The sequence below is a fragment of the Pedobacter lusitanus genome (assembly GCF_040026395.1).
Classification (GTDB): domain Bacteria; phylum Bacteroidota; class Bacteroidia; order Sphingobacteriales; family Sphingobacteriaceae; genus Pedobacter; species Pedobacter lusitanus.
This window is the reverse complement of the sequence record NZ_CP157278.1, coordinates 2,841,096-2,865,781: the sequence shown is the minus strand read 5'-3', so window position 1 is coordinate 2,865,781 and position 24,686 is coordinate 2,841,096. Positions and strand designations below refer to the sequence as shown.

Annotated in this window: 19 protein-coding genes; 16 read left to right on the top strand and 3 right to left on the bottom strand. The window is 39.2% G+C overall.

All coding sequences use genetic code 11. The features are described from left to right. Nucleotides 1-93: 93 nt before the first annotated feature. Nucleotides 94-711, bottom strand: a complete 618-nt coding sequence (locus PL_RS12145) for a polysaccharide deacetylase family protein (RefSeq protein ID WP_041886303.1) — start codon at nucleotides 709-711, stop codon at nucleotides 94-96. A gap of 83 nt (nucleotides 712-794) precedes the next feature. On the opposite strand from PL_RS12145, the gene PL_RS12140 reads away from it, so the two are divergent. The 6 genes from PL_RS12140 (at nucleotide 795) to ggt (ending at nucleotide 9,983) form a co-directional block, all read left to right on the top strand. Then, complete coding sequence (locus PL_RS12140) at nucleotides 795-2,177, top strand: TolC family protein (RefSeq protein ID WP_041886301.1); 1,383 nt, start codon at nucleotides 795-797, stop codon at nucleotides 2,175-2,177. A gap of 30 nt (nucleotides 2,178-2,207) precedes the next feature. Continuing rightward, nucleotides 2,208-3,560, top strand: a complete 1,353-nt coding sequence (locus PL_RS12135) for an efflux RND transporter periplasmic adaptor subunit (RefSeq protein ID WP_041886298.1) — start codon at nucleotides 2,208-2,210, stop codon at nucleotides 3,558-3,560. Nucleotides 3,561-3,632: 72 nt separating this feature from the next. After that, nucleotides 3,633-4,634: an NAD(P)H-dependent glycerol-3-phosphate dehydrogenase gene (locus PL_RS12130; RefSeq protein ID WP_041886296.1), complete on the top strand. Its 1,002-nt coding sequence runs from the start codon at nucleotides 3,633-3,635 to the stop codon at nucleotides 4,632-4,634. Nucleotides 4,635-4,746: 112 nt separating this feature from the next. Then, complete coding sequence (locus PL_RS12125) at nucleotides 4,747-5,064, top strand: hypothetical protein (protein ID WP_041886294.1); 318 nt, start codon at nucleotides 4,747-4,749, stop codon at nucleotides 5,062-5,064. A gap of 203 nt (nucleotides 5,065-5,267) precedes the next feature. Further along, nucleotides 5,268-8,048 (top strand): TonB-dependent receptor, encoded by a 2,781-nt coding sequence (locus PL_RS12120; RefSeq protein WP_041886291.1) that lies wholly within the window; start codon nucleotides 5,268-5,270, stop codon nucleotides 8,046-8,048. 246 nt (nucleotides 8,049-8,294) lie between these two features. Then, nucleotides 8,295-9,983 (top strand): gamma-glutamyltransferase, encoded by a 1,689-nt coding sequence (gene ggt, locus PL_RS12115; protein ID WP_041886289.1) that lies wholly within the window; start codon nucleotides 8,295-8,297, stop codon nucleotides 9,981-9,983. A 340-nt stretch (nucleotides 9,984-10,323) separates the two neighbouring features. Here ggt and PL_RS12110 read toward each other — a convergent pair whose 3' ends face one another. Together PL_RS12110 and PL_RS12105 are read right to left on the bottom strand one after the other, a co-directional pair. Continuing rightward, entirely contained in the window at nucleotides 10,324-12,195 is a 1,872-nt protein-coding gene (locus PL_RS12110; protein ID WP_200890809.1) for a DEAD/DEAH box helicase, read from the bottom strand. Between the two features lie 193 nt (nucleotides 12,196-12,388). Beyond that, on the bottom strand, nucleotides 12,389-12,841 hold the full coding sequence (locus PL_RS12105) for a DUF4293 domain-containing protein (protein ID WP_041886286.1): 453 nt from the start codon (nucleotides 12,839-12,841) through the stop codon (nucleotides 12,389-12,391). Between the two features lie 78 nt (nucleotides 12,842-12,919). On the opposite strand from PL_RS12105, the gene truA reads away from it, so the two are divergent. The 10 genes from truA (at nucleotide 12,920) to PL_RS12055 (ending at nucleotide 24,563) form a co-directional block, all read left to right on the top strand. Further along, nucleotides 12,920-13,678 carry a tRNA pseudouridine(38-40) synthase TruA gene (gene truA, locus PL_RS12100; protein ID WP_041886305.1) on the top strand — a complete coding sequence of 253 codons (759 nt, stop codon included), beginning with the start codon at nucleotides 12,920-12,922 and terminating at the stop codon, nucleotides 13,676-13,678. A gap of 2 nt (nucleotides 13,679-13,680) precedes the next feature. After that, entirely contained in the window at nucleotides 13,681-15,450 is a 1,770-nt protein-coding gene (locus PL_RS12095; protein ID WP_041886285.1) for an ABC transporter ATP-binding protein, read from the top strand. A 957-nt stretch (nucleotides 15,451-16,407) separates the two neighbouring features. Next, a complete protein-coding gene (sucD, locus tag PL_RS12090) occupies nucleotides 16,408-17,280 on the top strand; it encodes a succinate--CoA ligase subunit alpha (protein WP_041881437.1) in 873 nt (290 codons plus the stop codon). 126 nt (nucleotides 17,281-17,406) lie between these two features. After that, entirely contained in the window at nucleotides 17,407-17,883 is a 477-nt protein-coding gene (locus tag PL_RS12085; RefSeq protein WP_041881439.1) for a methionine-R-sulfoxide reductase, read from the top strand. Between the two features lie 136 nt (nucleotides 17,884-18,019). Further along, a complete protein-coding gene (locus PL_RS12080; RefSeq protein WP_041881440.1) occupies nucleotides 18,020-18,418 on the top strand; it encodes a septal ring lytic transglycosylase RlpA family protein in 399 nt (132 codons plus the stop codon). Between the two features lie 385 nt (nucleotides 18,419-18,803). After that, complete coding sequence (locus PL_RS12075; protein ID WP_041881443.1) at nucleotides 18,804-19,775, top strand: ribonucleoside-diphosphate reductase small subunit; 972 nt, start codon at nucleotides 18,804-18,806, stop codon at nucleotides 19,773-19,775. A 77-nt stretch (nucleotides 19,776-19,852) separates the two neighbouring features. After that, nucleotides 19,853-22,231 (top strand): ribonucleoside-diphosphate reductase subunit alpha, encoded by a 2,379-nt coding sequence (locus PL_RS12070; RefSeq protein ID WP_041881446.1) that lies wholly within the window; start codon nucleotides 19,853-19,855, stop codon nucleotides 22,229-22,231. Nucleotides 22,232-22,308: 77 nt separating this feature from the next. Beyond that, nucleotides 22,309-22,527, top strand: a complete 219-nt coding sequence (locus tag PL_RS12065; RefSeq protein WP_082035903.1) for a cysteine-rich CWC family protein — start codon at nucleotides 22,309-22,311, stop codon at nucleotides 22,525-22,527. Nucleotides 22,528-22,648: 121 nt separating this feature from the next. Further along, a complete protein-coding gene (locus tag PL_RS12060; RefSeq protein WP_041881449.1) occupies nucleotides 22,649-23,524 on the top strand; it encodes a carbon-nitrogen hydrolase in 876 nt (291 codons plus the stop codon). Further along, nucleotides 23,508-24,563: an agmatine deiminase family protein gene (locus tag PL_RS12055; RefSeq protein ID WP_041881452.1), complete on the top strand. Its 1,056-nt coding sequence runs from the start codon at nucleotides 23,508-23,510 to the stop codon at nucleotides 24,561-24,563. The genes PL_RS12060 and PL_RS12055 overlap by 17 nt, the downstream gene beginning before the upstream one ends. Nucleotides 24,564-24,686 lie beyond the last annotated feature (123 nt).

Sequence of the window (24,686 nt, the reverse complement as noted above, 5' to 3'; positions counted from 1 at the left end):
CAGCCTTTTTTCGGGTAATGCTTTAACAATACAGCCGGAGCGGTTTTAGACACTATTTGTCTTTTGGCCCGAACTTCGTAAGGCTTGGGGAAATTAAAGCGTATGGAACTTATAACCCTGAGCGGTTAAAAATTTTAAGGTGGCAGGCAAGGCGAATTTCAATCTGTCAAATGCTTTCAGACTATCGTGGAATACGATTATAGATCCGTTTCTAGTGTTTTTGATCACATTCTCATAACATTTTTCCGGAGAAAGGTTAAGATCAAAATCTCCGCTAAGTACATCCCACATAATAATATTAAGCTGTGGGTTAATTTTTCGGAGCTCTTTAATCTGAGATTTTTTTATTCGCCCGTATGGCGGACGAAAAAGATTGGTATTCGTGAGTTTTTGACAATCCTGAAAATTTTTTATGTAGGTCTTATCTTCAGTTATCCAGCCTTTTAAGTGGTTTAAGGTGTGATTTCCGATTGCATGACCATCATTTTTAACTTGTTCAAAAATTTCAGCATGTTTGTTTATATTGTCACCGATACAAAAGAAAGTTGCCTTGCAATTGAAACTTTTTAAAGTATTTAAAACAAAGTCTGTAACAACAGGTATAGGTCCATCGTCAAAGGTTAAATAAATGACTTTATCGGACCGGCTTTTGTTCCAGACTAAGGATGGGTAATACCATTTCAATAAAAGAGGTGATTTAACCAGATACATTGACCAAATGTAAGCAATAACAAATGGTTGTGAAGAAATTGATAAAACTGATAAGTTGTTTATTTAAGAAAAATATAAAGCCAATGAAAATGTTTACTAATAATACGCTGTTCTCAAAACTAACCTTTGCCGTTACTTTTAGTTTGGTAACGATGGGTCTTTCTGCTAACCTGCATGCTCAGGAAACGCTTACCATTCAGGATGCGATTGATCGTATGCTGGAAAATAACCTGAATATCAAGCAGTCTACACTTAATGTAGCAACTGCGACGGTGAATCTGGAACAATCTAAAGCAGCACTTTATCCCAGCTTAAGCGGAACGATCAATAACTCGCTGAATTATGGTAGAAGTCTGAACCCTGCGACGAATCAGTTAATCACTCAGAATTTTTATTCAGGAGATGGTACGCTGAGTGCACAGGTGGATGTCTTTGCCGGATTCAGTAAAATTAATCAGATCCGTCAGAATAAGCTCTTGCTGGAGGCTGGTAACAGTAATCTGGATAAGATAAAAAATGACCTTGTTTTACAGGTGGTGACAGCTTACTTCCAGGTGGTATTTAATACAGACCTGTTAAAAGCTTCCAAAGAACAATTGGTTGTTGCACAGGAAACACAGAGACGTGAACAAGCTTTATTAGAAGCCGGAAATAAAACTCTGGCAGACATTTCGCAGGCAAAAGCTCAGCGTGCTACAGCTGAACTTAATGTGACCAATGCACAGAATCAGCTAACCATTTCTTATCTGACACTTTCTCAACTGATGGAGATGCGTCCTGATTCACAGAATTATACAGTGGTTAAGCCAACCATTAAAGATATTGCACAGGCACAGAAAAGTTATGATGTCAATGATGTATATAATACGTCGCTGTCATTCTTCCCGGATATCAAGCTGGCACAGTTAAACAGAGAAGCTGCCGGGAAAGCAGTTGCAGTAGCTAAGGGCGGATTTTTTCCAAGACTTACACTTGGTGGTGGTCTGGGTTCAAGATATTCTTATTCAATGGGTGCAAAAGCCTTTGGACTTCCGGCAGATCCGCATTTGAATGACCAGATTAGTAATAACTTTTATCAGAATGTTGGATTTACTTTATCAATCCCGATTTTCAATGGTCTGACTGTCAGGTCAAATGTGAAAAAAGCTAAGATCTCTTACGAAACCAGTAAAATCAGTGAACAACTGGCTAAAAACAACTTAAATAAAGTTATTGCGCAGGCAGTGGCCGATTTAAGAGCTGCAGATAGCAGATATAAATCCAATGAAAATACTTTTAATGCACAGAAGGATGCTTTTAACGTAATTGAGCAACGCTATGCAGTAGGATTGGTAAACTCATTAGATTACAATACTTCAAGAACAAACAGAAATAAGGCAGAAGTTGATTATATCCAGTCAAAATATGACCTGTTGTTCAAATCAAAAGTTATAGATTATTATTTAGGAAAACAGATAACCTTTTAAGCACGTACCAAACAAATAAAAAAGAAAGAAATGAAACTAAAACACATACTCATCGCCGTAGGAGTCCTTGTCGTCTTACTTGTTATCGGTTCTTTGACCGGATTAATAGGCGGTGATAAAGCTGAAAAAGTTACTTTAGAAAAAGCTGCAACCAGGAATATAGTTGAAACAGTTACCGCAAGTGGTAAAATTAAGCCGGAAACCGAGGTTAAGGTGAGTTCTGAGGTCTCTGGTGAGGTAGTAGAATTACGCGTTAAAGAAGGTGATATTGTAAAAAAAGGACAACTTTTATTTAGAATCAGGCCAGACGTATTGAAGTCAGGTCTGGACAGAGCCAGTGCATCTTATAGCTCGCAGAAAGCTTCGGTAGGTTCTGCTGCTCAACAATTGAAACAGGCAGAAGCGAACTTTGTCAATCAGGAAGCAATCTATAAACGCAATGTAGAGCTGTTCAAAAAGAAAGTGATCTCAATATCGGAGTATGATGCTGCAAAAGCAGCATATGTTACCGGAAAAACAAACCTGGACGGTGCAAAACAATCCCTGATCGCGGCAAAGTTTAATCTTGCGCAGATGGGTGCAGGGGTACAGGAAGCAAGTGCAAACCTGGCCAAAGCAACTGTGTTTTCACCAGTTGATGGAGTTATCTCTAAACTATCGGTAGAAATCGGGGACAGGGTTTTAGGTACAGCGCAGTTTGCCGGTACAGAACTGATGAGGATTTCTAATCTGAATTCTATGGAGGTAAACGTGGATGTGAACGAGAACGATATCAACAGAGTAAATGTTGGTGATCATGCTGCAATTCAGGTAGACGCTTTTGATGATAAGAAATTCAAAGGAGTAGTTACAGAAATAGCCAGTTCTTCTAAAGATATAGCGGTTGCTGCTACAACGGTTGACCAGGTTACTAATTTCGTAGTAAAAGTTCGTATCTCAGCAGAATCCTATACTGGAGTTAAAGGTGGTGCAAAAGACCTTCCTTCACCTTTCAGACCAGGTTTATCAGCTACTGTTGATATTGAAAGTTCTTCAGTAAAAAGTCTGTCGGTTCCAATTATGGCCGTATTTGTTGAAGGACTTAAAAAAGATGCCGGTAAAGAAGATAAGGATGAAGATCCTAATGCCGGGAAACAAAAAACTAAGCTGAATGACAAAGCTGTTAAGCAGTATGTGTATACCTATGCAGATGGTAAAGTGAAAAAAGTTGAGGTTACCACAGGTATTCAGGATGATAAATATATCCAGATTAAAAGCGGCCTGAAAGAAGGAACTGAAATTGTAAGCGGGCCTTACTCAACAGTTCAGAACAAATTGAAGGACGGAATGAAAGTAGAAAAAGAGGCTAAAGATCAGTCAGTTTCTAAATCTGCCAAGAAGTAAGACAGGCTGTTCACAATAAATTAAGTAATTTGTCCCGGTTTAAAACATTAAGCCGGGATTTTTTATTTATATATGATGATACCAAGAGTCGCAATGATTGGTGGCGGTAGCTGGGCAACTGCTGTTATAAAAATGCTTTCAGATAATCTTACTCAGAAGGAGATTTATTGGTGGCTGCGTGATACTGCATCAATTGCACACCTGAAGCAATACAAACACAATCCTAAATATTTGAGTTCAGTGGAACTCAGATTACCGGAAAATAATATCTCTGCTGATATCAGTCAGATTATCAGTCAGGCTGATTATATAATTCTGAATGTTCCGGCCGCTTTTCTAAAAGAAACTTTGAGCGGGGTTACCCCAGAAATGTTAGCCGGAAAAAAAATTGTTTCAGCTATTAAAGGAATTGTACCTGATGAAAATCAGATTATCGGGGAATTTATGCATGAGAAGTTCAAAGTACCGCTGGAGGATATACTCGTGATCAGCGGACCCTGCCATGCAGAAGAAGTAGCACTGGAGAAGTTATCTTATCTGACTATAGCCTCTATCAATCTGGAAACAGCTGCTAGCTTTTCAAAATTATTGAATACGAGGTATATTAAAACGAATATATCAGATGATATCTTTGGAACAGAATATGCGGCTGTACTGAAAAATATTTATGCGGTAGCCAGTGGTATCTGCCATGGAATAGGATATGGTGATAATTTTCAGGCTGTACTGATTTCCAATGCGATCCGCGAGATCAAAAGATTTGTGGAGGCCGTACATCCTATTAGTCGTGATATCAAGGAATCTGCATATCTCGGTGATTTGCTGGTAACGGCCTATTCTCAGTTTAGCCGGAACAGGACATTTGGTAATATGATCGGGAAAGGGTATACCGTTAAATCAGCACAACTGGAAATGAATATGATTGCAGAAGGATATTATGCGGCAAGCTGTATGCATGTGATCAATAAAAAGTATAAGGTTGAAATGCCTATCTGCCGTGCAGTTTATGCAATCCTTTATGAACGTCATTCCCCGCAGATTGAAATGGCTTTACTTACTGAACAATTAAATTAAAACAATATAATTATCAGATTGTTATTGAATTTATACCGCTGTATAAAAACTCAGTTTCTAAGGAGAGAAACCGGATTTCTACAAATGGAAAACTTAAAAAACAATCTATAAAATGAACAAAAAATATCTAGCGGGTTTACTAACCCTGGCATTAGCGGGCACTATCTCTCTTTCTACACAAGCACAGGAGAAAAAGAAAACACTTGGTGAAAAAATTGAAAACACAGCTTCAGCAGTCGGTAATAAGACAGCAGAAGTAGCTGTAAAAGGAGTTTCAAAAGTAGGTGACAAAACCTATAAAGGTAAAGTTGCACCAGACGGTTCAGATGTTTATATCAATAGCAAAAACCGTAAATATTACATAAACAAAAAAGGAGCTAAAGTATATCTGAAAGCTTCTCAGATTAAAGATAAACCGGCTGGTAAATAAGCAGGTATCGTAATATCTCCAATCCGGATCATATGATCCGGATTTTTTTTTGCTGTTTTTTTATAAACCAATTGTTAAAAAAGTCTTTCTTTTTATTAAAATCTACTAAATGAGTAGTTTTTAATTTTAATAAGAATATATTTGAAAACTGCTGATAACCAGCGGTACTGTTTATCAGCTATCCTAAACCTAAACATGTGCATATGAACATTAAACTCTACTCCATTATTCTGGTTTTTATATCCCTTGCATTAACCACGCAGGCCCAAACTATACGCGGGACAGTCAGCGATACTTCCCAGACAATTATAGGAGCAACAGTCTCTGTCGTAGGAACCAGTCAGAAGGCAGGGACAAATGCTACTGGAAAATATCAGCTTAAACTGGCAAAAGCGGGTACTTATACAGTTGTGGTTTCCTATATTGGTTATCAGACGCAGCAAAAAAAGATTACCATAGCAGAAAATGAGACCAAAGACCTGGACTTTCAGTTGTTATCCAATGATAATAATCTAGAAAATGTAGTTGTATTAGGGTCCAGAAGTGCACCCAGATCCAATCTGGATACTCCGGTTCCGGTAGATGTGGTTGATATCAAAAAGATCACACAAAATATTCCACAGGTTTCGCTGAATCAGATCCTTAATTTTGTCGCTCCATCATTCACGTCAAATGTAATGAGCCTGACCGATGGGACAGATCATATTGATCCGGCTTCATTACGTGGACTGGGACCAGATCAGGTATTGGTTTTGATTAATGGAAAAAGAAGACATACTACGGCTCTTGTCAATATAAATGGTAGTCTGGGTAAGGGATCAGTTGGTACTGATATGAATGCCATACCTACTTCAGCTATCAAAAGAGTGGAAATTCTGAGAGATGGTGCTGCAGCGCAGTATGGATCAGATGCAATAGCAGGAGTAATTAATATCATACTCAATGATGATGTCAATAAGCTGACTGCCAATGTTTCCGGAGGCGGGTATACCGGAAAACATTCTGACGGCCTTGATGGTGAAACTATACAGGCTAATGTGAACTATGGAGTGAAACTAAGTGATAAAGGAGGCTTCCTAAACCTTGCAGGTTCGTTCGATTACAGGGATTTTGCTTCCCGTACCACACCTTATCGCGGAGTTATTTATTCTGATTATAACAATCCGGGCTTATATCCAACTCCAACAGGAGTTGATATTACAGATGCAGAACTGGCAAGGAGAGGACAAAGCAGGGCTGATTTTGTACCGAACATCGGACAATCAAAAAACAGGGGAGGTGCATTATTCTTTAATTCAGTGATTCCTGTTGCTCAGGATGCAGAGATTTATGCTTTTGGTGGTGTAAACTATAGAAATGGTATTTCTAATGCCTTTTACCGTACTCCACGTCAGTTGAATCAGAATAATGCAATTATCTATCCGAACGGATTCTTACCGGAAATAGTAACAAATAGTCTTGATCAATCTGTTGCGGGAGGGATCAGAGGAAAACTGGGAGAGTGGAAAACTGACTTTAGTAATACTTATGGCAGAAATGTAATCGATTTTAAAACGGCACATAGTCTGAATGCTTCTATGCTGACGGCTTCGCCTACCTCATTTGAATCCGGCGGTTATGAGTTTGTGCAAAACACGACTAATTTAGACTTTACCCGTTTTTTTAAAGAACCATTAAATGGAATCAACGTAGCTTTTGGATTTGAGAACAGATTTGAGAATTATAAAATCAAACCGGGAGAAGAAGCTTCCTGGAGAAATTATGGCAACGCACTTCAGATAGGTGTGGATGGTGCCGGTAAACCAATCCTGGTACCCGATGCAAACGGTAACATTTCTACCCGTTTCGCTCCTAATGGCGTTGCCTATGCCGGCGGGGCACAGGGATTTCCCGGGATCAGTACAGCTAACCTGACCAATGAATCCCGTAATTCATTTGCAGCTTATGGAGATGTGGAATTAAATTTCACAGAGAAGCTGTTACTTGATGCAGCAGCCAGATTTGAGAATTACTCAGATTTCGGTTCCACTTTAAACGGTAAGCTGGCAGCCAGATATAAATTCTCTGATCAGTTTCTGTTTCGTGCTGCGGCAAGTACAGGATTCAGGGCTCCTTCTCTTCATCAGCAGTTTTTCAGTTCTACTTCTTCAGTTTATGTAGATGGAAACATTGTAGAGTCAGGGACCTTTGCAAATGACAGCCGTATCGCGCAATTGCTGGGTATTCCTAAATTAAAACAGGAGACTTCTAAAAGTTTAAGTGCGGGTTTCACTTCTAATCTGGGGAAATTAAAAATCACTGTTGACGGTTATTTTATCAGAATCAATGACAGGGTAATTTATACAGGACAGTTTGCAGGTAATAACTCATCGACAGCATCACCACAGGATAAAGAGATTTATAACCTGTTACGTTTAGCCAATGCAACTACAGCAAGATTCTTTGCTAATGCTGTAAACACTGAGACCAAAGGTTTGGATATTGTGCTTTCTTACAATACAAGACTAGGTTCTGGTAATCTGAGAACAGACTGGGCAACTACTTTTACCAAAACTTCTATAGTAGGACCTGTTCATGCATCAGCCCTGCTTGCAGGAAAAGAAAGTACTTACCTGGATAATGCCAGCCGTATCCTGATTGAAAAGGTTACACCCCGTGTAAAATCGAATATAACTTTTGATTATACGATCAATAAATGGAATGTTTTTCTACGGAATGTATACTTTGGTAAAGTTTCTCAGCCAACCAACGTAGCTGCAAATGAGCAGGAGCTGGCAGGCAGGGTAATTACCGATATAGGCGCTGGTTACAATCTGACCAAAAACCTTAAACTTACAGTAGGGGCGAACAATATATTTGATGTTTATCCTCAGGAGTTATTGCTGGGCTCTCAGGGTACTTCAGGTATATTATACCCTAATCAGGCCCCACAATTTGGTTTCCTGGGCAGATATGTATTTACCAGGCTATCGTTAAACTTTTAATACCAATATAATTCTTTAAATTTAACGCGTTTTCCTGCCGCTGAATTTTGAGTCAGCTGAAATTAACAGGCTCAAAACTCAGCGGCAGGATTGTTTATAATACTGATGAAGTCGTTGTTTGCAATATAACAGTTCCTGAAATAAGCGGGAATTGAAGAGGCACATATTTGCTTTGTTACCGTTAAACCAAGTGGTGCGCTGGTATTATTTAAAACATATGTACTACGAAAAATAAGATATACTCCAATGAAAACAAAAACATCATTATCACGTCTGCTGCTCGCTCCGCTTTGTCTGGGGCTAATGGTTTCCTTTACAGTAAACGGTCAGGAATTTAAGCATGCAGCAGTAGTTTCGGCGCATCCTGAGGCTTCCAAGGCTGGGATTTCAATTATAAAACGTGGAGGGAATGCAATTGATGCGACTATAGCAGTACAATTTGCGCTGGCCGTAGTTTATCCCGATGCCGGTAATATCGGTGGCGGTGGTTTCCTGGTTTACAGAGATAAAAATGGAAATACAGATGCTCTTGATTATAGAGAGAAAGCACCTGAAAAAGCTTCCAGAGATATGTATCTTGATGCTCAGGGAAATGCAATAACAGATAAAAGCCTTTACGGTGCATTGGCATCAGGAGTTCCTGGTACAGTAGATGGAATGGTGAAAGCTCATAATAAATACGGTAAACTGAGTTGGAAGAAAGATATTCAGCCGGCTATAGACCTGGCCGAAAATGGTTTTCAGCTTACAGAACAACAAGCCGCATTGTTAAACACATACAGAGAGAAATTCCTGAAATACAATAACAAACCCACTGTCTTTGTAAAGAAAGATTTATGGAAAGCAGGAGATATACTGAAGCAGCCTCAGCTGGCAAAAACATTAAAACTGATCAGAGATAATGGTAGAAAGGGATTTTATGAAGGAGCAGTAGGTGCGGCGATTGTAGCCGCTATGAAAAATACCAGTGGACTGATTACTGCAAAAGATCTGAAAGATTATTCGTCAGTATGGAGAAAAACGGTGTCTGGTAAATACAAAAATTATACAGTAATTTCTATGCCTCCACCGTCCAGTGGTGGTATCGCTTTGCTGACTATGTTAAAACAGGTAGGTGAATATCCGTTAAGTAAATGGGGCTTTCAGAGAGATTCTACGGTACAGTTAATGGTAGAATTAGAGCGCAGGGCATACGCTGACCGTGCGAGTTACCTTGGAGACCCGGATTTCTTTAAAGTGCCTCAGGCAGCCTTACTGGATGGCGGTTATATAATGTCAAGAACAGAGGGAATCAGCCTGGATAAGGCTACCCCAAGTTCAGAAGTTAAACCTGGTACTTTGCCGTTAAAAGAAAGCGAGCAGACTACTCATTGTTCTATTGTTGATAGCGAAGGAAATGCTGTTTCGGCTACAACTACCTTAAACGGTTATTTTGGTTCGACGGTAGTGGTAGATGGGGCTGGTTTTATCCTGAATAATGAAATGGATGATTTCTCTGTAAAACCTGGTACACCTAACATGTATGGTCTTGTTGGAGGAGAAGCGAATTCAATTGTTGCCGGTAAGAGAATGCTCAGTTCGATGACTCCGACAATCATAGAAGAAGATGGAAAATTGAGAATGGTTGTAGGTACTCCCGGAGGATCAACTATTATCACTTCGGTTTTCCAGACTGTACTGAATGTTCTGGCATTTGGACAGAGTATGCAGCAGGCTGTGGCTTCCCCAAGATTCCACCACCAGTGGTTACCCGATGAAGTTTTTGTAGAGAAGGGAGCAATTGATAACGCAACCAGAGTTAAGCTGGAATACAAAGGCTATAAGATTACCGAACGTGAACCTATGGGCCGCGTTGATGCTATTCTTGTTAAACCAAACGGATCTCTGGAAACAGGGGCAGATCCAAGGGGAGATGATAAAGGGTTGGGTTATTAAGCAGGCGTCTTTCCAGAAAAATAACAATTTACGCCAGGTTATATTTTAACAAACAAAAAGAGTTTTGGCGGGAGTGAGGCAGGGCGATTAAGATTTACTTGCGGATTACAAGCTGAAACCTGAATAAAAAAAGCATGCCCTTAAAACCGGCGTGCTTTTTTTATGAAGATCATCCATCCGGACGAATCAAAAATCTTTGCTGACATAAACGGCATTAGCGTTCCGGTACCCCGAGGGCATAAGGAAATGCAGCGGAGTTTTTTTATTTCCCTGCCGAAAAACCCTCCAAAAAAAAACAGCCCGATCTCCCGGGCTGCTTATTTTTATATTTAGGTTGTGATTAAGATCTGCGTCTTCTTTCGCCTGTTCCGCTTCCGCCTTCACGAGGTTTACCAGAGAAATCTCTGAAACCACCTTCACGTCTTCCGCTTCCTCCTGAATTACCACCGTAGCTTCTTTTCTCGCCACCGCCATAACTCTTTCTCTCTCCGCCGCCATAGCTTCTTCTTTCACCGCCGCCAGAACTTCTTCTGTCGCCACCGCCACCATAGCTTCTTCTTTCTCCGCCACCTCTTCTTTCGCCACCTTCAGGAGCGTCGCCAGATTTTTCAATTCTAACACTACGGTTATTGAACTGGATGTCTTTGAAATTGCTGAACAATGAATCAACAATAGCATTTTCAACTTCAAAGAATGAATAAACACCTTTAAGGTCAATTTTACCAATGTTTTTTCCACTGATTTTACCGTTGTTACATACAAAAGATAATAAGTCACCTCTTGTAAATTCATCTACCGAACCTACGTTGATAAATAAACGGGTATAATCACTGTTTCTTGCACCTCTGCCAGAGCGGTCAGAACGTTCACCACGATCGTCAGCTGCTGCATTTAAGTCTGGTGCATTTTTGTAATACTCTAAAAAGCGGTTAAACTCTAAAGATGCAAAACGTTTGATTACTTCTTCTTTGCTTAATTCAGCAAATTCATCCATAATTCTAGGGATGTACTGCTCAATCTGTGCCTCATTTACTTCAACATTGTGAACTTTATGAACCAGTGAGAATAGTTGTTTTTCACAAACATCAAATCCTGTTGGTAATTCAGCTTTAGTAAATTGTTTACCGATGATTCTTTCAATCTGACGGATTTTTCCAATTTCCTTAGAGTTGACAATACAGATAGAAACACCTGATTTACCAGCTCTTCCTGTACGACCACTTCTGTGTGTATAACTTTCAATCTCATCAGGTAATGAATAGTTGATAACGTGAGTTACGTTATTTACATCAATACCACGTGCTGCAACGTCAGTAGCAATTAATAACTGCATGTTACGGTCACGGAAACGCTGCATAACTTTATCACGTTGTTGTTGTGATAAGTCACCATGCAATGCATCAGCATTGTAACCATCCTTGATTAAGTTCTCAGCAACATCCTGTGTATCCATTTTGGTTTTACAGAAAACTACTGCGAAAATTTCAGGGTTGAAATCTACAATACGTTTTAAGGCAGCATATTTATCTCTTGCACGTACTACATAGTATTCGTGTTCGATATTTACGTTACCTGTGTTTTTGGTTCCCATAGTCAACTCAGTAGGGTTGTCCATGTAGTTTTTAGCTATTCTTCTAACCTCAGGAGGCATAGTAGCTGAAAATAACCATGTTTTTTTGTCGTCAGGTGTAGTAGACAAGATATCATTAATGTCTTCCTGGAAGCCCATGTTAAGCATCTCATCAGCCTCATCAAGTACTACATATTTCACATTACTGAAATCTATAGCCTTACGACCGATAATGTCTAACATACGACCCGGTGTAGCTACAACTACTTGTACACCGTTTCTGATCTCACGCAATTGCTGCACAATGTTTGCACCGCCATAAACGGCAACAACACTAGCACCAGGCGTGTTTTTTGAGTAATTTTTGATGTCGCTGGCAATTTGCAAGCAAAGCTCCCGGGTAGGGCATAGAATTAAAGCCTGAGGCTTATTCATCTTGAAGTCAATCAGTTCAATTAGCGGCAAACCAAATGCTGCTGTTTTTCCTGTTCCTGTTTGGGCCAAACCAACAAAATCATTATTGCCCTCTAACAGCACAGGAATAGCTTGCTCCTGAATAGGTGTTGGATTTTCGAAACCTAAATCCTTTACGGCATTAACAACGTCATCACTTATCCCCAATAATTTAAATGGGTTTATCATTTTAACTTTATTTATTAAGCCGCAAAGGTACGCTTAATTTTCGGTATTTGTTTGGTACATAACCAAATAATCGTTATAAGCTTAACTTTTTGAGTGTTAATGGTAAGGATGTCTGGCCTTAATTGAGAAAACAGGAGGAGAAGAGGATGTCACCGGATAATGGAAATTACGATGTCACAGCCAATTAAACCCTCTATCTTAATCTGTCAGCCGAGCGAATCAGTTTGTCATCGTTATTAATGCCCCTTATTGCCAGTAAACAGAAAATAATTGAAAGAATTGGTAAAAATGCACCTATACTCAGCTTAAATTCCTGTAAAATGTTAGGGATGTTAAGCAGGTTAGCTGCGGTCCATCCAATTAAAATGAGAATTAAAATTATAGTCAGCAGAATGATACGTTTTTGTAAGGATCTGTTTCTGAAACTGAAAATATTTACCAGGCAAATTAATCCAACAACGATTGTACCGCCAAAAAGGGCAGTAAAGGATTCTACTTTTGCACCATCTGTTTTACTATAAACACCGCCGATCTGGTAGGTTAAACCAGCCGGAGGATTACCAGTACTTAGTATAGGTGAAATCAGTAATAAAAACAGCGTAAGTGCTGCTAAAAACAACCAGATGGATTGAACCCTTTGTATCATATCAATTTAATAATTTCCAACAAATATATTAAAAGACATTAAACGTCTGTCTTGTTAAGCGGAAAAAAGTATTTTTGCATTATATTGGATACACAACGTTTTTTTATAGAATTAGCCTACGACGGAACTGCTTACCATGGCTGGCAGACGCAACCCAATGCGATAACTGTTCAGCAGGAACTGGATAAGGCATTATCTGTTTTCTTCAGACAGCCGGTTGAATCATTGGGCTGTGGCAGAACAGATGCAGGTGTGCACGCAAGCAAGTTTTTTGCCCATGCAGATTTACGGGGAATCACAGAGACTGCAGCTATAAATGCAGTGGGGGGAGTAAACGCTCTTTTGCCCTATCAGATTGCCGTGAAAAGAATTTTTTTGGTTTCACCGTCTGCTCATGCGCGTTTTGATGCAACAGCCAGATCCTATGAATATCATTTTCATTTCCATAAAGATCCGTTTAAATTAAACAGATCATGGTTATATAAGGGTGCACTGGATATCGAAGCTATGAATATTGCAGCTGCACAACTTTTAAACTATATTGATTTTACAAGTTTTAGTAAGTCCAATACCAATACAGCCACTAATAATTGTAAAATTACCGAAGCTTATTTCCGTGAAACGGATAACGGGCTTATATTTACTATCTCTGCAGACCGCTTTCTGAGAAATATGGTAAGGGCAATTGTAGGAACCTTAATCCTGATTGGAAGAAAAGAAATAGGACTGACACAGCTGGAAGAAATTATAGAAAGTAAAAACCGGAGTAATGCAGGACAATCTGTGCCTGCATGTGGTCTTTATCTGGTCAATATTATTTATCCTTTTGTAAAATAATTATGTCGAAAATTACTGGTGATGCGTTAAATGTTGGCTTGTTGAAAAGAGTATTTCAGTATGTAAAACCTTATCGCAGCATATTTATCTGGTCAGTTGTTTTAACGATTTTACTTGCATTAATTGCACCGGTAAGGCCTTTTCTGATCAAATATACCCTGGATAATTATATTCTTAAAGGGCAGTATAATGGATTGGTTATGATGACCATGGTCATGCTTTTTTTATTGGTTGTACAAAGTGTTATTCAATACAGTCATACTTTATTAACCAATACGCTGGGGCAATCGGCAATCAGGGATCTGAGAATTAATGTGTTTAATCATATTACCAAACTCAGACTACAGTATTTTGATAAAACACCCATAGGACAGCTGATCACCAGAACGGTTTCTGATCTGGAAACTATCTCTGATATTTTTTCTGAAGGCCTGATCGTCATTATCGGAGATATACTACAGGTCATTGCTATTATAGCGGTTATGTTTTATGCAGACTGGGAACTGACTGTAATTGTGTTACTGCCAATGCCTTTATTGATTATGGCAACTTCTATATTTCAGAAATCCATTAAATCAGCATTTCAGGAAATCAGAACTGAGGTTGCTAATCTGAATACTTATTTACAGGAACATATTACCGGGATTTCAATCATTCAGTATTTTGCAAGAGAAGAGCAGGAATATCGTAAATTCAAAAAAATCAATGCACGTTACCGGGATGCAAATATTCGTTCCAACTGGTATTATTCTATATTTTTTCCTGTTGTAGAAATTATATCTGCCATGTCACTGGGGCTTTTGGTTTGGTACGGGGCTAAAAGTATTCTGGCCAAACCTCTGGATGTAACTCCGGGTACTATTGCCGAATTTATTCTCTATATCAGTATGCTTTTCAGACCAATCAGAGAGCTTGCAGATAAATTCAATACGCTGCAAATGGGAATGGTAGGAGCTGAACGGGTATTCAAAGTGCTTGATACCAGAGAACTGACCCCTGATAACGGAGTTTACAAGCCTGAAAAAATGGCTGGTAATATCACTTTTGATAAAGTCTGGTTTGCTTATAATGAGGAGAACTTTGTACTGAAGAATATCTCATTTGAGGTTAAAGCAGGTCAGACAGTAGCGATGGTTGGGGCAACAGGTGCAGGGAAATCTTCTACGATAAATATACTTAATCGTTTTTATGCAATTCAGAAAGGAGAAATCAAAGTCGACGGTGTCAGTATTGATGATTATGAACTGAATTATTTAAGGCATAATATTGCCACTGTTTTGCAGGATGTTTTTCTGTTTTCTGATACTATTTATAATAATATTACGCTGAATAATCCGGCAATTACGATGGATGAAGTGGTGGATGCTGCACAAAAAGTAGGAGCCCACGATTTTATTGAAAGACTTCCGGGAGGATACCAGTATAATGTAATGGAACGCGGGGCTACACTTTCTGCAGGGCAGGCCCAGTTGATTTCATTTATCAGGGCTCTGGTTTATAATCCGTCGATTCTTGTTTTGGATGAAGCAACTTCGTCAGTTGATACGGAAACTGAAATGCTGATTCAGACAGCTATTGATAAGTTGATGAAGGGACGTACTTCTATAGTAATTGCTCACCGTTTGTCTACTATTCAGAAAGCTGATCAGATTATTGTGCTGGATAAGGGAGAGATTAAGGAAATTGGTAGTCACCAGGAGTTGCTCAGACTGGATGGGTATTACAAAAGGTTGTACGATTTGCAGTTTAACTCTGTTGGTATCGCTAAGTGAGGCTTTTCTAAAGGGATACTAAAAAGTGCAACAGGTGTATCCGGCCTACGCTCCTAAGGGAGCTGATGCCCGGATACACCTGTTGCACTTTTTTTAGTATAATACTTTTTGTAACCCTTTGGGCGCTCATGTGCTGGTTGGTGTTCATGTCTTTTGCCTTAACCAGGTGTTCATGCCTTTTGCTGATGCTTGGTGTTCATGCCTTTTGCTGATGCTTGGTGTTCATGCCTTTTGCTGATGCTTGATGTTTATGCCTTTTGCTGATGCTTGGTGTTCATGCCTTTTGCTGATGCTTGATGTTTATGCCTTTTGCTGATGCTTGGTGTTCATGCCTTTTGCTGATGCTTGGTGTTTATGCCTTTTGCTGATGCTTGATGTTTATGCCTTTTGCTGATGCTTGGTGTTCATGCCTTTTGCTGATGCTTGATGTTTATGCCTTTTGCTGATGCTTGGTGTTCATGCCTTTTGCTGATGCTTGATGTTTATGCCTTTTGCTGATGCTTGATGTTTATGCCTTTTGCTGATGCTTGGTGTTCATGCCTTTTGCTGATGCTTGGTGTTCATGCCTTTTGCTGATGTTTGATGTTTATGCCTTTTGCTGATGTTTGGTGTTTATGCCTTTTGCTGATGCTTGATGTTTATGCCTTTTGCTGATGCTTGGTGTTCATGCCTTTTGCTGATGCTTGATGTTTATGCCTTTTGCTGATGCTTGGTGTTTATGCCTTTTGCTGATGCTTGGTGTTCATGCCTTTTGCTGATGCTTGATGTTTATGTCTTTTGCTGATCCCTGGTGTTTATACCTTTTGCTTATGCTTGAAGTCAGCAGCTGATGTTTCTGTTTTTACAACATTCTTAAGCCGTTCAAAGTCTCCTGAAAAACATTCTTTTCATTATAATTGGAAATGCATTTGCCATTCCATTCAATAATCTTAGATTTGCATAAAAAATTATAGATACATGAGTGTTTTAGTAAATAAAGATTCAAAAGTAATTGTACAAGGTTTTACCGGAAATGAAGGTACTTACCATGCTTCACAAATGATAGAATACGGAACTGACGTAGTTGGCGGGGTTACTCCTGGTAAAGGCGGACAAACTCATTTAGATAAACCGGTTTTTAACACGGTTAAAGATGCGGTTGATCAAGCTGGAGCTAATGTATCTATTATCTTTGTTCCACCTGCATTTGCTGCAGATGCCATTATGGAAGCTGCTGAAGCTGGAATTAAAGTTATTGTATGTATTACTGAAGGTATCCCTACAAAGGATATGATTCAGGTAAAAGAATATATTTCTGGAAGAGATTGCCGTTTAATCGGTCCTAACTGCCCGGGTGTAATCACTGCTGATGAAGCTAAAGTTGGTATCATGCCAGGATTTATCTTCAAAAAAGGTACAGTAGGTGTTGTTTCTAAATCAGGAACATTAACTTACGAAGCAGTTGACCAGGTAGTAAAAGCTGGTTTAGGTATAACTACTGCAATCGGTATCGGTGGAGACCCGATCATCGGAACAACAACTAAAGAAGCTGTTGAATTATTAATGAACGACCCTGAAACTGAAGGTATCATCATGATCGGTGAAATCGGTGGTGGTATGGAAGCTGAAGCTGCCCTTTGGATCAAAGAAAATGGTACAAAACCAGTTGTAGGATTTATCGCTGGCCAGACTGCTCCTGCGGGACGTAGAATGGGCCATGCCGGTGCTATCGTTGGTGGTGCTGATGATACAGCTGCTGCTAAAATGAAAATTATGGCAGAATGCGGAATCCGTGTAGTAGAAAGTCCTGCTGAAATCGGTGAAGCTATGGCAGAATTATTAAAGAAATAATCCTTCTTAAATCAATATAAAAGAGGCTCGCGTAAAAACGAGCCTCTTTTTTTATATCATGTATTTGTCAGCTTAAATTCTTCCTGTGCTAAAAACTACAGGTCACCGTTAATCGTATATACAACTATGAGAACGATCATTGGTAAATCGATATTAATAGCCGGGCTGGTCTGTATTTGCAGCCTCTTAGCCTGCGCTCAGAAACATGAAAAAGAACCATCATCAAAAAACACAGGCAAAATGGAATGGAATAAACTAACTGCAGAGGAAGAAGATGTAATTGTCCATAAGGGTACAGAATACCCCGGAACTGGTACACTACTTAAAAACACAGCAAAAGGTACTTATATCTGTAAACGATGTAACGCACCTCTTTACCGGTCAGAGTCAAAATTTGAATCTTCATGCGGCTGGCCAAGCTTTGATGACGAAATTAAAGGAGCTGTAATACGGATTCCGGATGCTGATGGATCACGTACCGAAATCGTGTGCGCAAATTGTAAAGCACACCTGGGTCATGTGTTCCTCGGGGAAGGTTTTACTGCAAAAAATACAAGAAATTGTGTAAACTCAATTTCAATGAATTTTGTTCCTGATAAATAGCTTTTAAGATAATTTAAGCTCAGTTATAACCCCTTTGTTTTATGTAAATGCCCGATGATCAGTTCGTTGGGCATTTTTAGTTTGGGAGTATATACTTTTTTTACTTACCTTTGAAAGTTCACCAACAAAATTAAATATGAAATATTGTTTGCTTTTATTGAGTATGTTCCTGTTCTTGCGGGCTGACGCACAGGGAGATACTACAGCGTCAGACAGTACATTGTTAGATAGCGCTGCACAAATAAAAACAGGAATGGCAACCTATTATCATAGGAAGTTTGAAGGCAGAAGAACTACAAGCGGAGCCAGATACCGCCGCAAAAAATTAACGGCAGCTCATCGCACACTTCCCTTTGGCACAATCGTAACTGTTACCAACGTCGCCAATGGCAAATCAGTAGATGTCGAAATCAATGACAGAGGCCCCTTTACCAAAAGATATATAATCGACGTATCCGAACAGGCAGCCAAAGACCTTGGTTTTTTCAGAAAAGGACAATCGAAAGTAAAGATCAGCTACGATAAATCTTCTTAAATCCTGAATATCAGGTAGCAATAGTCAAATTTGCAAATGTTATTAACAGTTTTTTCAAGCTTCTTTGATAACAACAGAAATCAATAACAACTTTACAAAGTAAATTAACTGTAATTTTTGTTCCGCAGTGTGGATAACTACGTCCTCTTGTTAAGAACTATTGCTAACGTTTAAAAGCCTCAAAGTTTATATTTGTTTTAGTAAAAATTCTGGCATTATTATCAATAATTTGTTGGTTAAATGTTTAGTAGTTAATATTTTATGTTTAAATATTAAGCCCTGTTTTATTTAAATATTTTGATTTGTTAAAGCTTTCTGCTAAAAAAGACCGTTTAAGAGAATTTATACCTATTGACATCGTTTTATTACCCTTATAATATACCCCATGGAAGAAGAAGTATTACTGAAAGAGAACAAAGATCGCTTTGTACTTTTGCCAATTAAGTATCCGGCAATCTGGGAAATGTACAAAAAGAGTGAAGCTAGTTTTTGGACAGCAGAAGAGATTGATTTATCTGATGATCAGAAACACTGGGATAATCTTAATGATGGAGAGCGCCATTTTATCTCTCATATCCTGGCATTTTTCTCAGCCAGCGACGGAATAGTGAATGAGAACCTTGCAGTCAACTTTATGAGTGAAGTCCAGTTGCCGGAAGCACGTTGCTTTTATGGTTTCCAGATTATGATGGAGAATATCCACTCTGAGACTTACGCTTTACTGATTGACACTTATATCAAGGATGAAGCAGAAAAAGACAGACTGTTTCACGCAATTGAGACTGTACCTTGTGTAAAGAGAAAAGCAGAATGGGCATTACGCTGGATTGACGGAGGAAACTTCGCAGAACGTCTGGTTGCTTTTGCTGCAGTAGAAGGTATTTTCTTTAGCGGAAGTTTCTGCTCTATTTTCTGGTTAAAGAAACGTGGATTAATGCCAGGTTTAACCTTTAGCAATGAGCTGATCTCAAGAGATGAAGGTATGCACTGTGAATTTGCCTGCCTGCTTTACAAAATGCTGAAAAACAAACTTTCTCAGGAAGCAGTTCATGGTATTATCAAAGATGCTGTTGAAATAGAAAAAGAATTTGTAACAGATGCACTGCCAGTTGCTCTGATCGGTATGAATGCAAAACTAATGTCTCAATACATCGAATTTGTAGCAGACAGATGGTCAAGTGAACTGGGATATGATAAAATATATAACGCTACTAATCCGTTTGACTTCATGGAAATGATTTCATTACAGGGAAAAACCAACTTCTTTGAAAAACGTGTTGGCGATTACCAGAAAAGTGGTGTTTTAACATCTACAGAAGATAAAGCTTCAGCTTTCTCTCTGGATGATGATTTTTAATAAAAGAATATAAACTGTTGCCTATGTTCTGAATTGCCTTGAACAATAAGAATATGCAGCTTTAAACCTAAGAAAATATGTTTGTAGAAAAAAGAGATGGTCGCAAAGAAGCGGTGCGGTTTGATAAGATCACTGCCCGCATCGAAAAGTTATGTTATGGCTTTAATGTGGAACTTGTTGATCCTATAGATGTAGCCAAGAAAGTAATTGAAGGATTATATGATGGGGTTACAACCTCAGAATTAGATAACCTTGCTGCTGAAACGGCTGCCTCTTTAACCACTAAACACCCGGATTATGCTTTACTGGCGTCAAGGATAGCCGTGTCAAATTTGCATAAGAATACAACGAAGTCGTTTTCTAAGACGATGGAGATGTTATATAGATATATAGATCCTAAAACTGAAAAATCAGCTTCTTTAATTGCTGAAGATGTTTGGGAAGTAATTCAGGAGCATGCTGATTTACTGGACAGCACAATTATCTATGACAGGGATTTTGGCTTTGATTATTTCGGATTCAAGACTCTTGAAAAATCTTACCTGCTTAAAATTAATGGTGAAATCGTAGAACGCCCTCAGCATTTGTTTATGCGTGTATCGGTAGGGATTCACAAAGGTGATATTGATAGCGTAATTGCTACCTATAACCTGATGAGTGAGCGTTGGTTTACGCATGCCACACCTACTTTATTCAATGCAGCCACACCTAAACCTCAAATGTCTTCGTGCTTCCTGTTGTCTATGCAGGATGATAGTATCGAAGGGATTTATGATACCTTAAAACAAACTGCTAAAATCTCACAGAGTGCTGGTGGTATTGGTCTGAGCATCCACAATGTAAGAGCCACAGGTTCTTATATCAGCGGAACTAACGGAACAAGTAATGGTATCGTACCGATGTTAAAGGTATTTAATGATACAGCACGTTATGTAGATCAGGGCGGAGGTAAACGTAAAGGTGCCTTTGCTATCTATTTAGAACCATGGCATGCTGACGTTCTTGCTTTCCTTGATTTACGTAAAAATCATGGTAAAGAAGAAATGCGTGCCCGTGATTTATTCTATGCACTTTGGGTTTGTGATTTATTCATGCAGCGTGTAGAAGAAAATGGCGAATGGAGTCTTTTCTGTCCGCATGAAGCACCGGGGCTGGCAGATTGCTGGGGAGAAGAATTTAACGAATTATATACCCGTTATGAAAAAGAAGGTCGTGCGCGTAAAACAATCAAGGCTCAGGAATTATGGTTCGCCATCCTGGATTCACAGATTGAAACCGGTACACCTTATCTGTTATATAAAGACGCTGCCAATGGTAAATCCAATCAGCAAAACCTGGGAACGATCAAAAGTTCTAACCTGTGTACCGAAATCATAGAGTATACCTCTAAAGATGAAGTTGCAGTATGTAACCTGGCTTCGCTTGCTTTACCAAGATATGTAGTTAACGGAGAGTTTGATCATCAGAAATTATATGATGTGACTTATCAGGCTACTTTAAACCTGAATAAAATCATTGATTATAACTACTACCCTGTAGAAGAAGCAAGAAATTCCAATATGCGCCACAGACCAGTTGGTTTAGGTGTACAGGGATTGGCCGATGCATTTATCTTAATGCGTTTACCGTTTGAAAGCGATGGCGCAAGAGAACTGAACAAAGAAATCTTTGAAACGATCTATTTTGCTGCAATGAGTGCTTCGCATGATCTTGCGGTTAAAGACGGAGCCTATGAAACTTTCAAAGGTTCTCCTTTATCAAAAGGTAAATTCCAGTTTGATCTTTGGAATGTAACTCCATCGAGCAACCGCTGGGACTGGGAAACTTTACGTAAAAAAGTAGTGAAAGACGGTGTACGTAACTCTTTACTGGTTGCACCTATGCCTACTGCTTCAACTTCTCAGATTCTGGGTAACAATGAGTGTTTCGAGCCTTATACTTCAAATATCTATACAAGACGTGTATTGAGCGGTGAATTCATCGTGGTTAACAAACACTTATTGAAAGACCTGGTAGCTTTAGGTTTATGGACACCAGCAATGAAAGACAGAATTATTTTAGCTAACGGTTCTATCCAGGACATCGCTGAAATTCCTGATTATATCAAAGAACTGTATAAAACAGTCTGGGAGATTAAAATGCGCAGTATTATTGACATGGCAGCAGATCGTGGTGCCTACATCTGCCAGTCGCAATCTCTGAACCTGTTTATTAATGCACCTAATACTTCTAAACTGACTTCAATGCACTTCTATGCATGGAAAAAAGGTTTGAAAACAGGTATGTATTATCTGCGTACACAGGCTGCTTCTCAGGCGGTGAAATTCACTGTAGAGAATCAGGCAGGTAAAAATATGGAGCCGGTAATTCCGGAGCATATTGAGCAGGTAGCTGAAGAAATCACAGACGGTCCTGTTTGTTCTATGGAAGAAGGCTGTATCAGCTGTTCAGGATAATCTAAATCTCATAAAATGAAAGGCATAAAGTACGGTAATTCAAATTACCGTACTTTTGTTGTATTATCCCCCCTTTAATGGCAAAACACGAAATTATACCATGTGAACGTTGCGGTGTGCCGATTGAGTGCAAGGCTAACTCTTACACTAAATGTCAGTGTAGTGCAGTGCACCTTGACCTGAACGAGGTGCAGTATATCAGTGAGCATTATGATAGTTGTTTATGTGCCAAATGTCTGTTTGAACTGCAACAGGAATACAGAGATACGCTAACCAGGACAACTACTTCTTCTTAAGCATTTCCCACTCCCTGTTTGCCTGATTTTAGGCCCCTGTTTCTATCTGAGAGCTCCTTTTCAGAATAATGAACTACAGAATTTTTTTTCTGCTAACTTTGCATTCACAAAAATTCAAAGAATGGCTAAAGTACAAGTTGGATTGGTGCAGATGACCTGCTCCGGTAACAAACAAGAAAATTTAGATAAGGCGATTGCAAAGATCCGTGAAGTTGCGGCACAGGGTGCCCAGGTGGTTTGTCTGCAGGAGCTTTTCACCTCATTATATTTCTGTGATGTGGAAGATTATGAAAACTTCAAATTAGCAGAAACTATTCCCGGACCATCAACCGATGTTTTATCGGCTGTTGCCAAAGAATTGAATGTAGTAATAGTTGCCTCTCTGTTTGAAAAAAGAGCGGAAGGACTATATCATAATACTACTGCAGTTCTGGATGCAGACGGTGCATATTTAGGTAAATACCGTAAAATGCATATCCCGGATGATCCTGGCTTCTATGAAAAATTCTATTTTACTCCTGGTGATCTGGGTTATAAAGTTTTCAAAACCAAATATGCTAAAATAGGAGTGCTGATCTGCTGGGATCAGTGGTATCCTGAGGCTGCAAGATTAACTTCATTAATGGGAGCTGATTTCCTGGTTTACCCGACTGCAATAGGATGGGCAACTACACAGGATGAAGAAACCAATAAAGAACAGTATAATGCATGGCAGACTATCCAGCGTTCTCATTCCATTGCAAATGGAGTACCTGTAGTTAGTATTAACCGCGTAGGTGAAGAAGCTGGTGTGGCTTTCTGGGGCGGATCGTTCGTGTCTAATCCTTTTGGGTCACTTTTATACCAGGCTTCACATGATAAAGAAGAATTAAAAGTAGTAGAACTTGACTTGTCTAAATCTGACAGTTACAGAACACACTGGCCTTTTTTACGTGACAGAAGAATTGATAGTTATTCACAAATTACCAAAAGATATATAGATGACGAGTCTATTTGATAACTCTCCGAAGAAAGCCGGATATCGCTTTCCTGCTGAATGGGCAAAACATGAGGCAACCTGGTTAACATGGCCTCATAAAGAGGCTTCATGGCCTGGTAAAATCGATATGATCTATGCACCCTATTGTGAATTTATCAAAATCGTAGCTCAGGGAGAAAAGGTAAGGATCAATGTGAATGATGAAGCAACCAAAGCTTTTGCAATTACTAGATTGCAGGAAGCAGGTGCTGATTTAACACAGATTGAGTTTTATTTCAACCCAAGTAATGATGCCTGGTGCCGCGATCACGGCCCTGCTTTTTTATTAAACCTGAACGCAGAACAGAAAAAAGTAGTTATTGACTGGGGCTATAATGCCTGGGGCGGAAAATATCCTCCTTATGAACTGGATGATGTAATTCCTACGCGTATTGCGGATCACTTTGGTTTGCCGGTATTTAATCCGGGTATTGTGATGGAAGGCGGATCGGTAGAGTTTAATGGTGCGGGTACTATTTTAACTTCCAGAGCCTGTCTGTTAAATAAAAACAGAAATCCTCATCTTAATCAGGAGCAGATTGAAGAATATCTGAAAGAGTGTTATGGTGCAGAACAGGTTTTATGGGTAGGAGATGGTATCGTTGGTGATGATACTGATGGCCATATCGATGATATCACCCGTTTTGTAAATGCGAATACGGTCTTAACTGTAGTGGAATCAAATCCGCTGGATGAAAATTATATCCTTTTAAAGGAAAATCTGGAAGAGCTGAAAGCAATGCGTTTGTTAAACGGAGAACCTTTGAACATTATCCAGTTACCTATGCCATCGCCGGTTATCCACGAAGATACGCGCCTGCCAGCCTCATACGCTAATTTTTATATTGCAAATGAAGCTGTAATTGTACCTACTTTCAGAGATGTAAATGATGAAATTGCACTGGATATTATCAGAGGTGCTTTCCCTGACCGGAAAGTAGTTGGAATAGATTCTACAGATATTATCTGGGGATTGGGCAGTTTCCATTGTCTGAGTCAGCAGGAACCAGCTATATAAAACCTGAATTCAGGTTTGCCTGGCAGACCGGATATGAAATAACCATTATTAAAAAAATAGACAACAACTAAATGAATCCGGCATGATTAAAATAATTATTTAAACCCGCAGGGCAATAATTAA

Bases quoted from the DNA above. Each gene is read 5' to 3' on its own strand.
- PL_RS12145 (WP_041886303.1), bottom strand. From the start codon at position 711: ATGTATCTGGTTAAATCACCTCTTTTATTGAAATGGTATTACCCATCC.
- PL_RS12140 (WP_041886301.1), top strand. From the start codon at position 795: ATGAAAATGTTTACTAATAATACGCTGTTCTCAAAACTAACCTTTGCC.
- PL_RS12135 (WP_041886298.1), top strand. From the start codon at position 2,208: ATGAAACTAAAACACATACTCATCGCCGTAGGAGTCCTTGTCGTCTTA.
- PL_RS12130 (WP_041886296.1), top strand. From the start codon at position 3,633: ATGATGATACCAAGAGTCGCAATGATTGGTGGCGGTAGCTGGGCAACT.
- PL_RS12125 (WP_041886294.1), top strand. From the start codon at position 4,747: ATGAACAAAAAATATCTAGCGGGTTTACTAACCCTGGCATTAGCGGGC.
- PL_RS12120 (WP_041886291.1), top strand. From the start codon at position 5,268: ATGAACATTAAACTCTACTCCATTATTCTGGTTTTTATATCCCTTGCA.
- ggt (WP_041886289.1), top strand. From the start codon at position 8,295: ATGAAAACAAAAACATCATTATCACGTCTGCTGCTCGCTCCGCTTTGT.
- PL_RS12110 (WP_200890809.1), bottom strand. From the start codon at position 12,195: ATGATAAACCCATTTAAATTATTGGGGATAAGTGATGACGTTGTTAAT.
- PL_RS12105 (WP_041886286.1), bottom strand. From the start codon at position 12,841: ATGATACAAAGGGTTCAATCCATCTGGTTGTTTTTAGCAGCACTTACG.
- PL_RS12095 (WP_041886285.1), top strand. From the start codon at position 13,681: ATGTCGAAAATTACTGGTGATGCGTTAAATGTTGGCTTGTTGAAAAGA.
- sucD (WP_041881437.1), top strand. From the start codon at position 16,408: ATGAGTGTTTTAGTAAATAAAGATTCAAAAGTAATTGTACAAGGTTTT.
- PL_RS12085 (WP_041881439.1), top strand. From the start codon at position 17,407: ATGAGAACGATCATTGGTAAATCGATATTAATAGCCGGGCTGGTCTGT.
- PL_RS12080 (WP_041881440.1), top strand. From the start codon at position 18,020: ATGAAATATTGTTTGCTTTTATTGAGTATGTTCCTGTTCTTGCGGGCT.
- PL_RS12075 (WP_041881443.1), top strand. From the start codon at position 18,804: ATGGAAGAAGAAGTATTACTGAAAGAGAACAAAGATCGCTTTGTACTT.
- PL_RS12070 (WP_041881446.1), top strand. From the start codon at position 19,853: ATGTTTGTAGAAAAAAGAGATGGTCGCAAAGAAGCGGTGCGGTTTGAT.
- PL_RS12065 (WP_082035903.1), top strand. From the start codon at position 22,309: ATGGCAAAACACGAAATTATACCATGTGAACGTTGCGGTGTGCCGATT.
- PL_RS12060 (WP_041881449.1), top strand. From the start codon at position 22,649: ATGGCTAAAGTACAAGTTGGATTGGTGCAGATGACCTGCTCCGGTAAC.
- PL_RS12055 (WP_041881452.1), top strand. From the start codon at position 23,508: ATGACGAGTCTATTTGATAACTCTCCGAAGAAAGCCGGATATCGCTTT.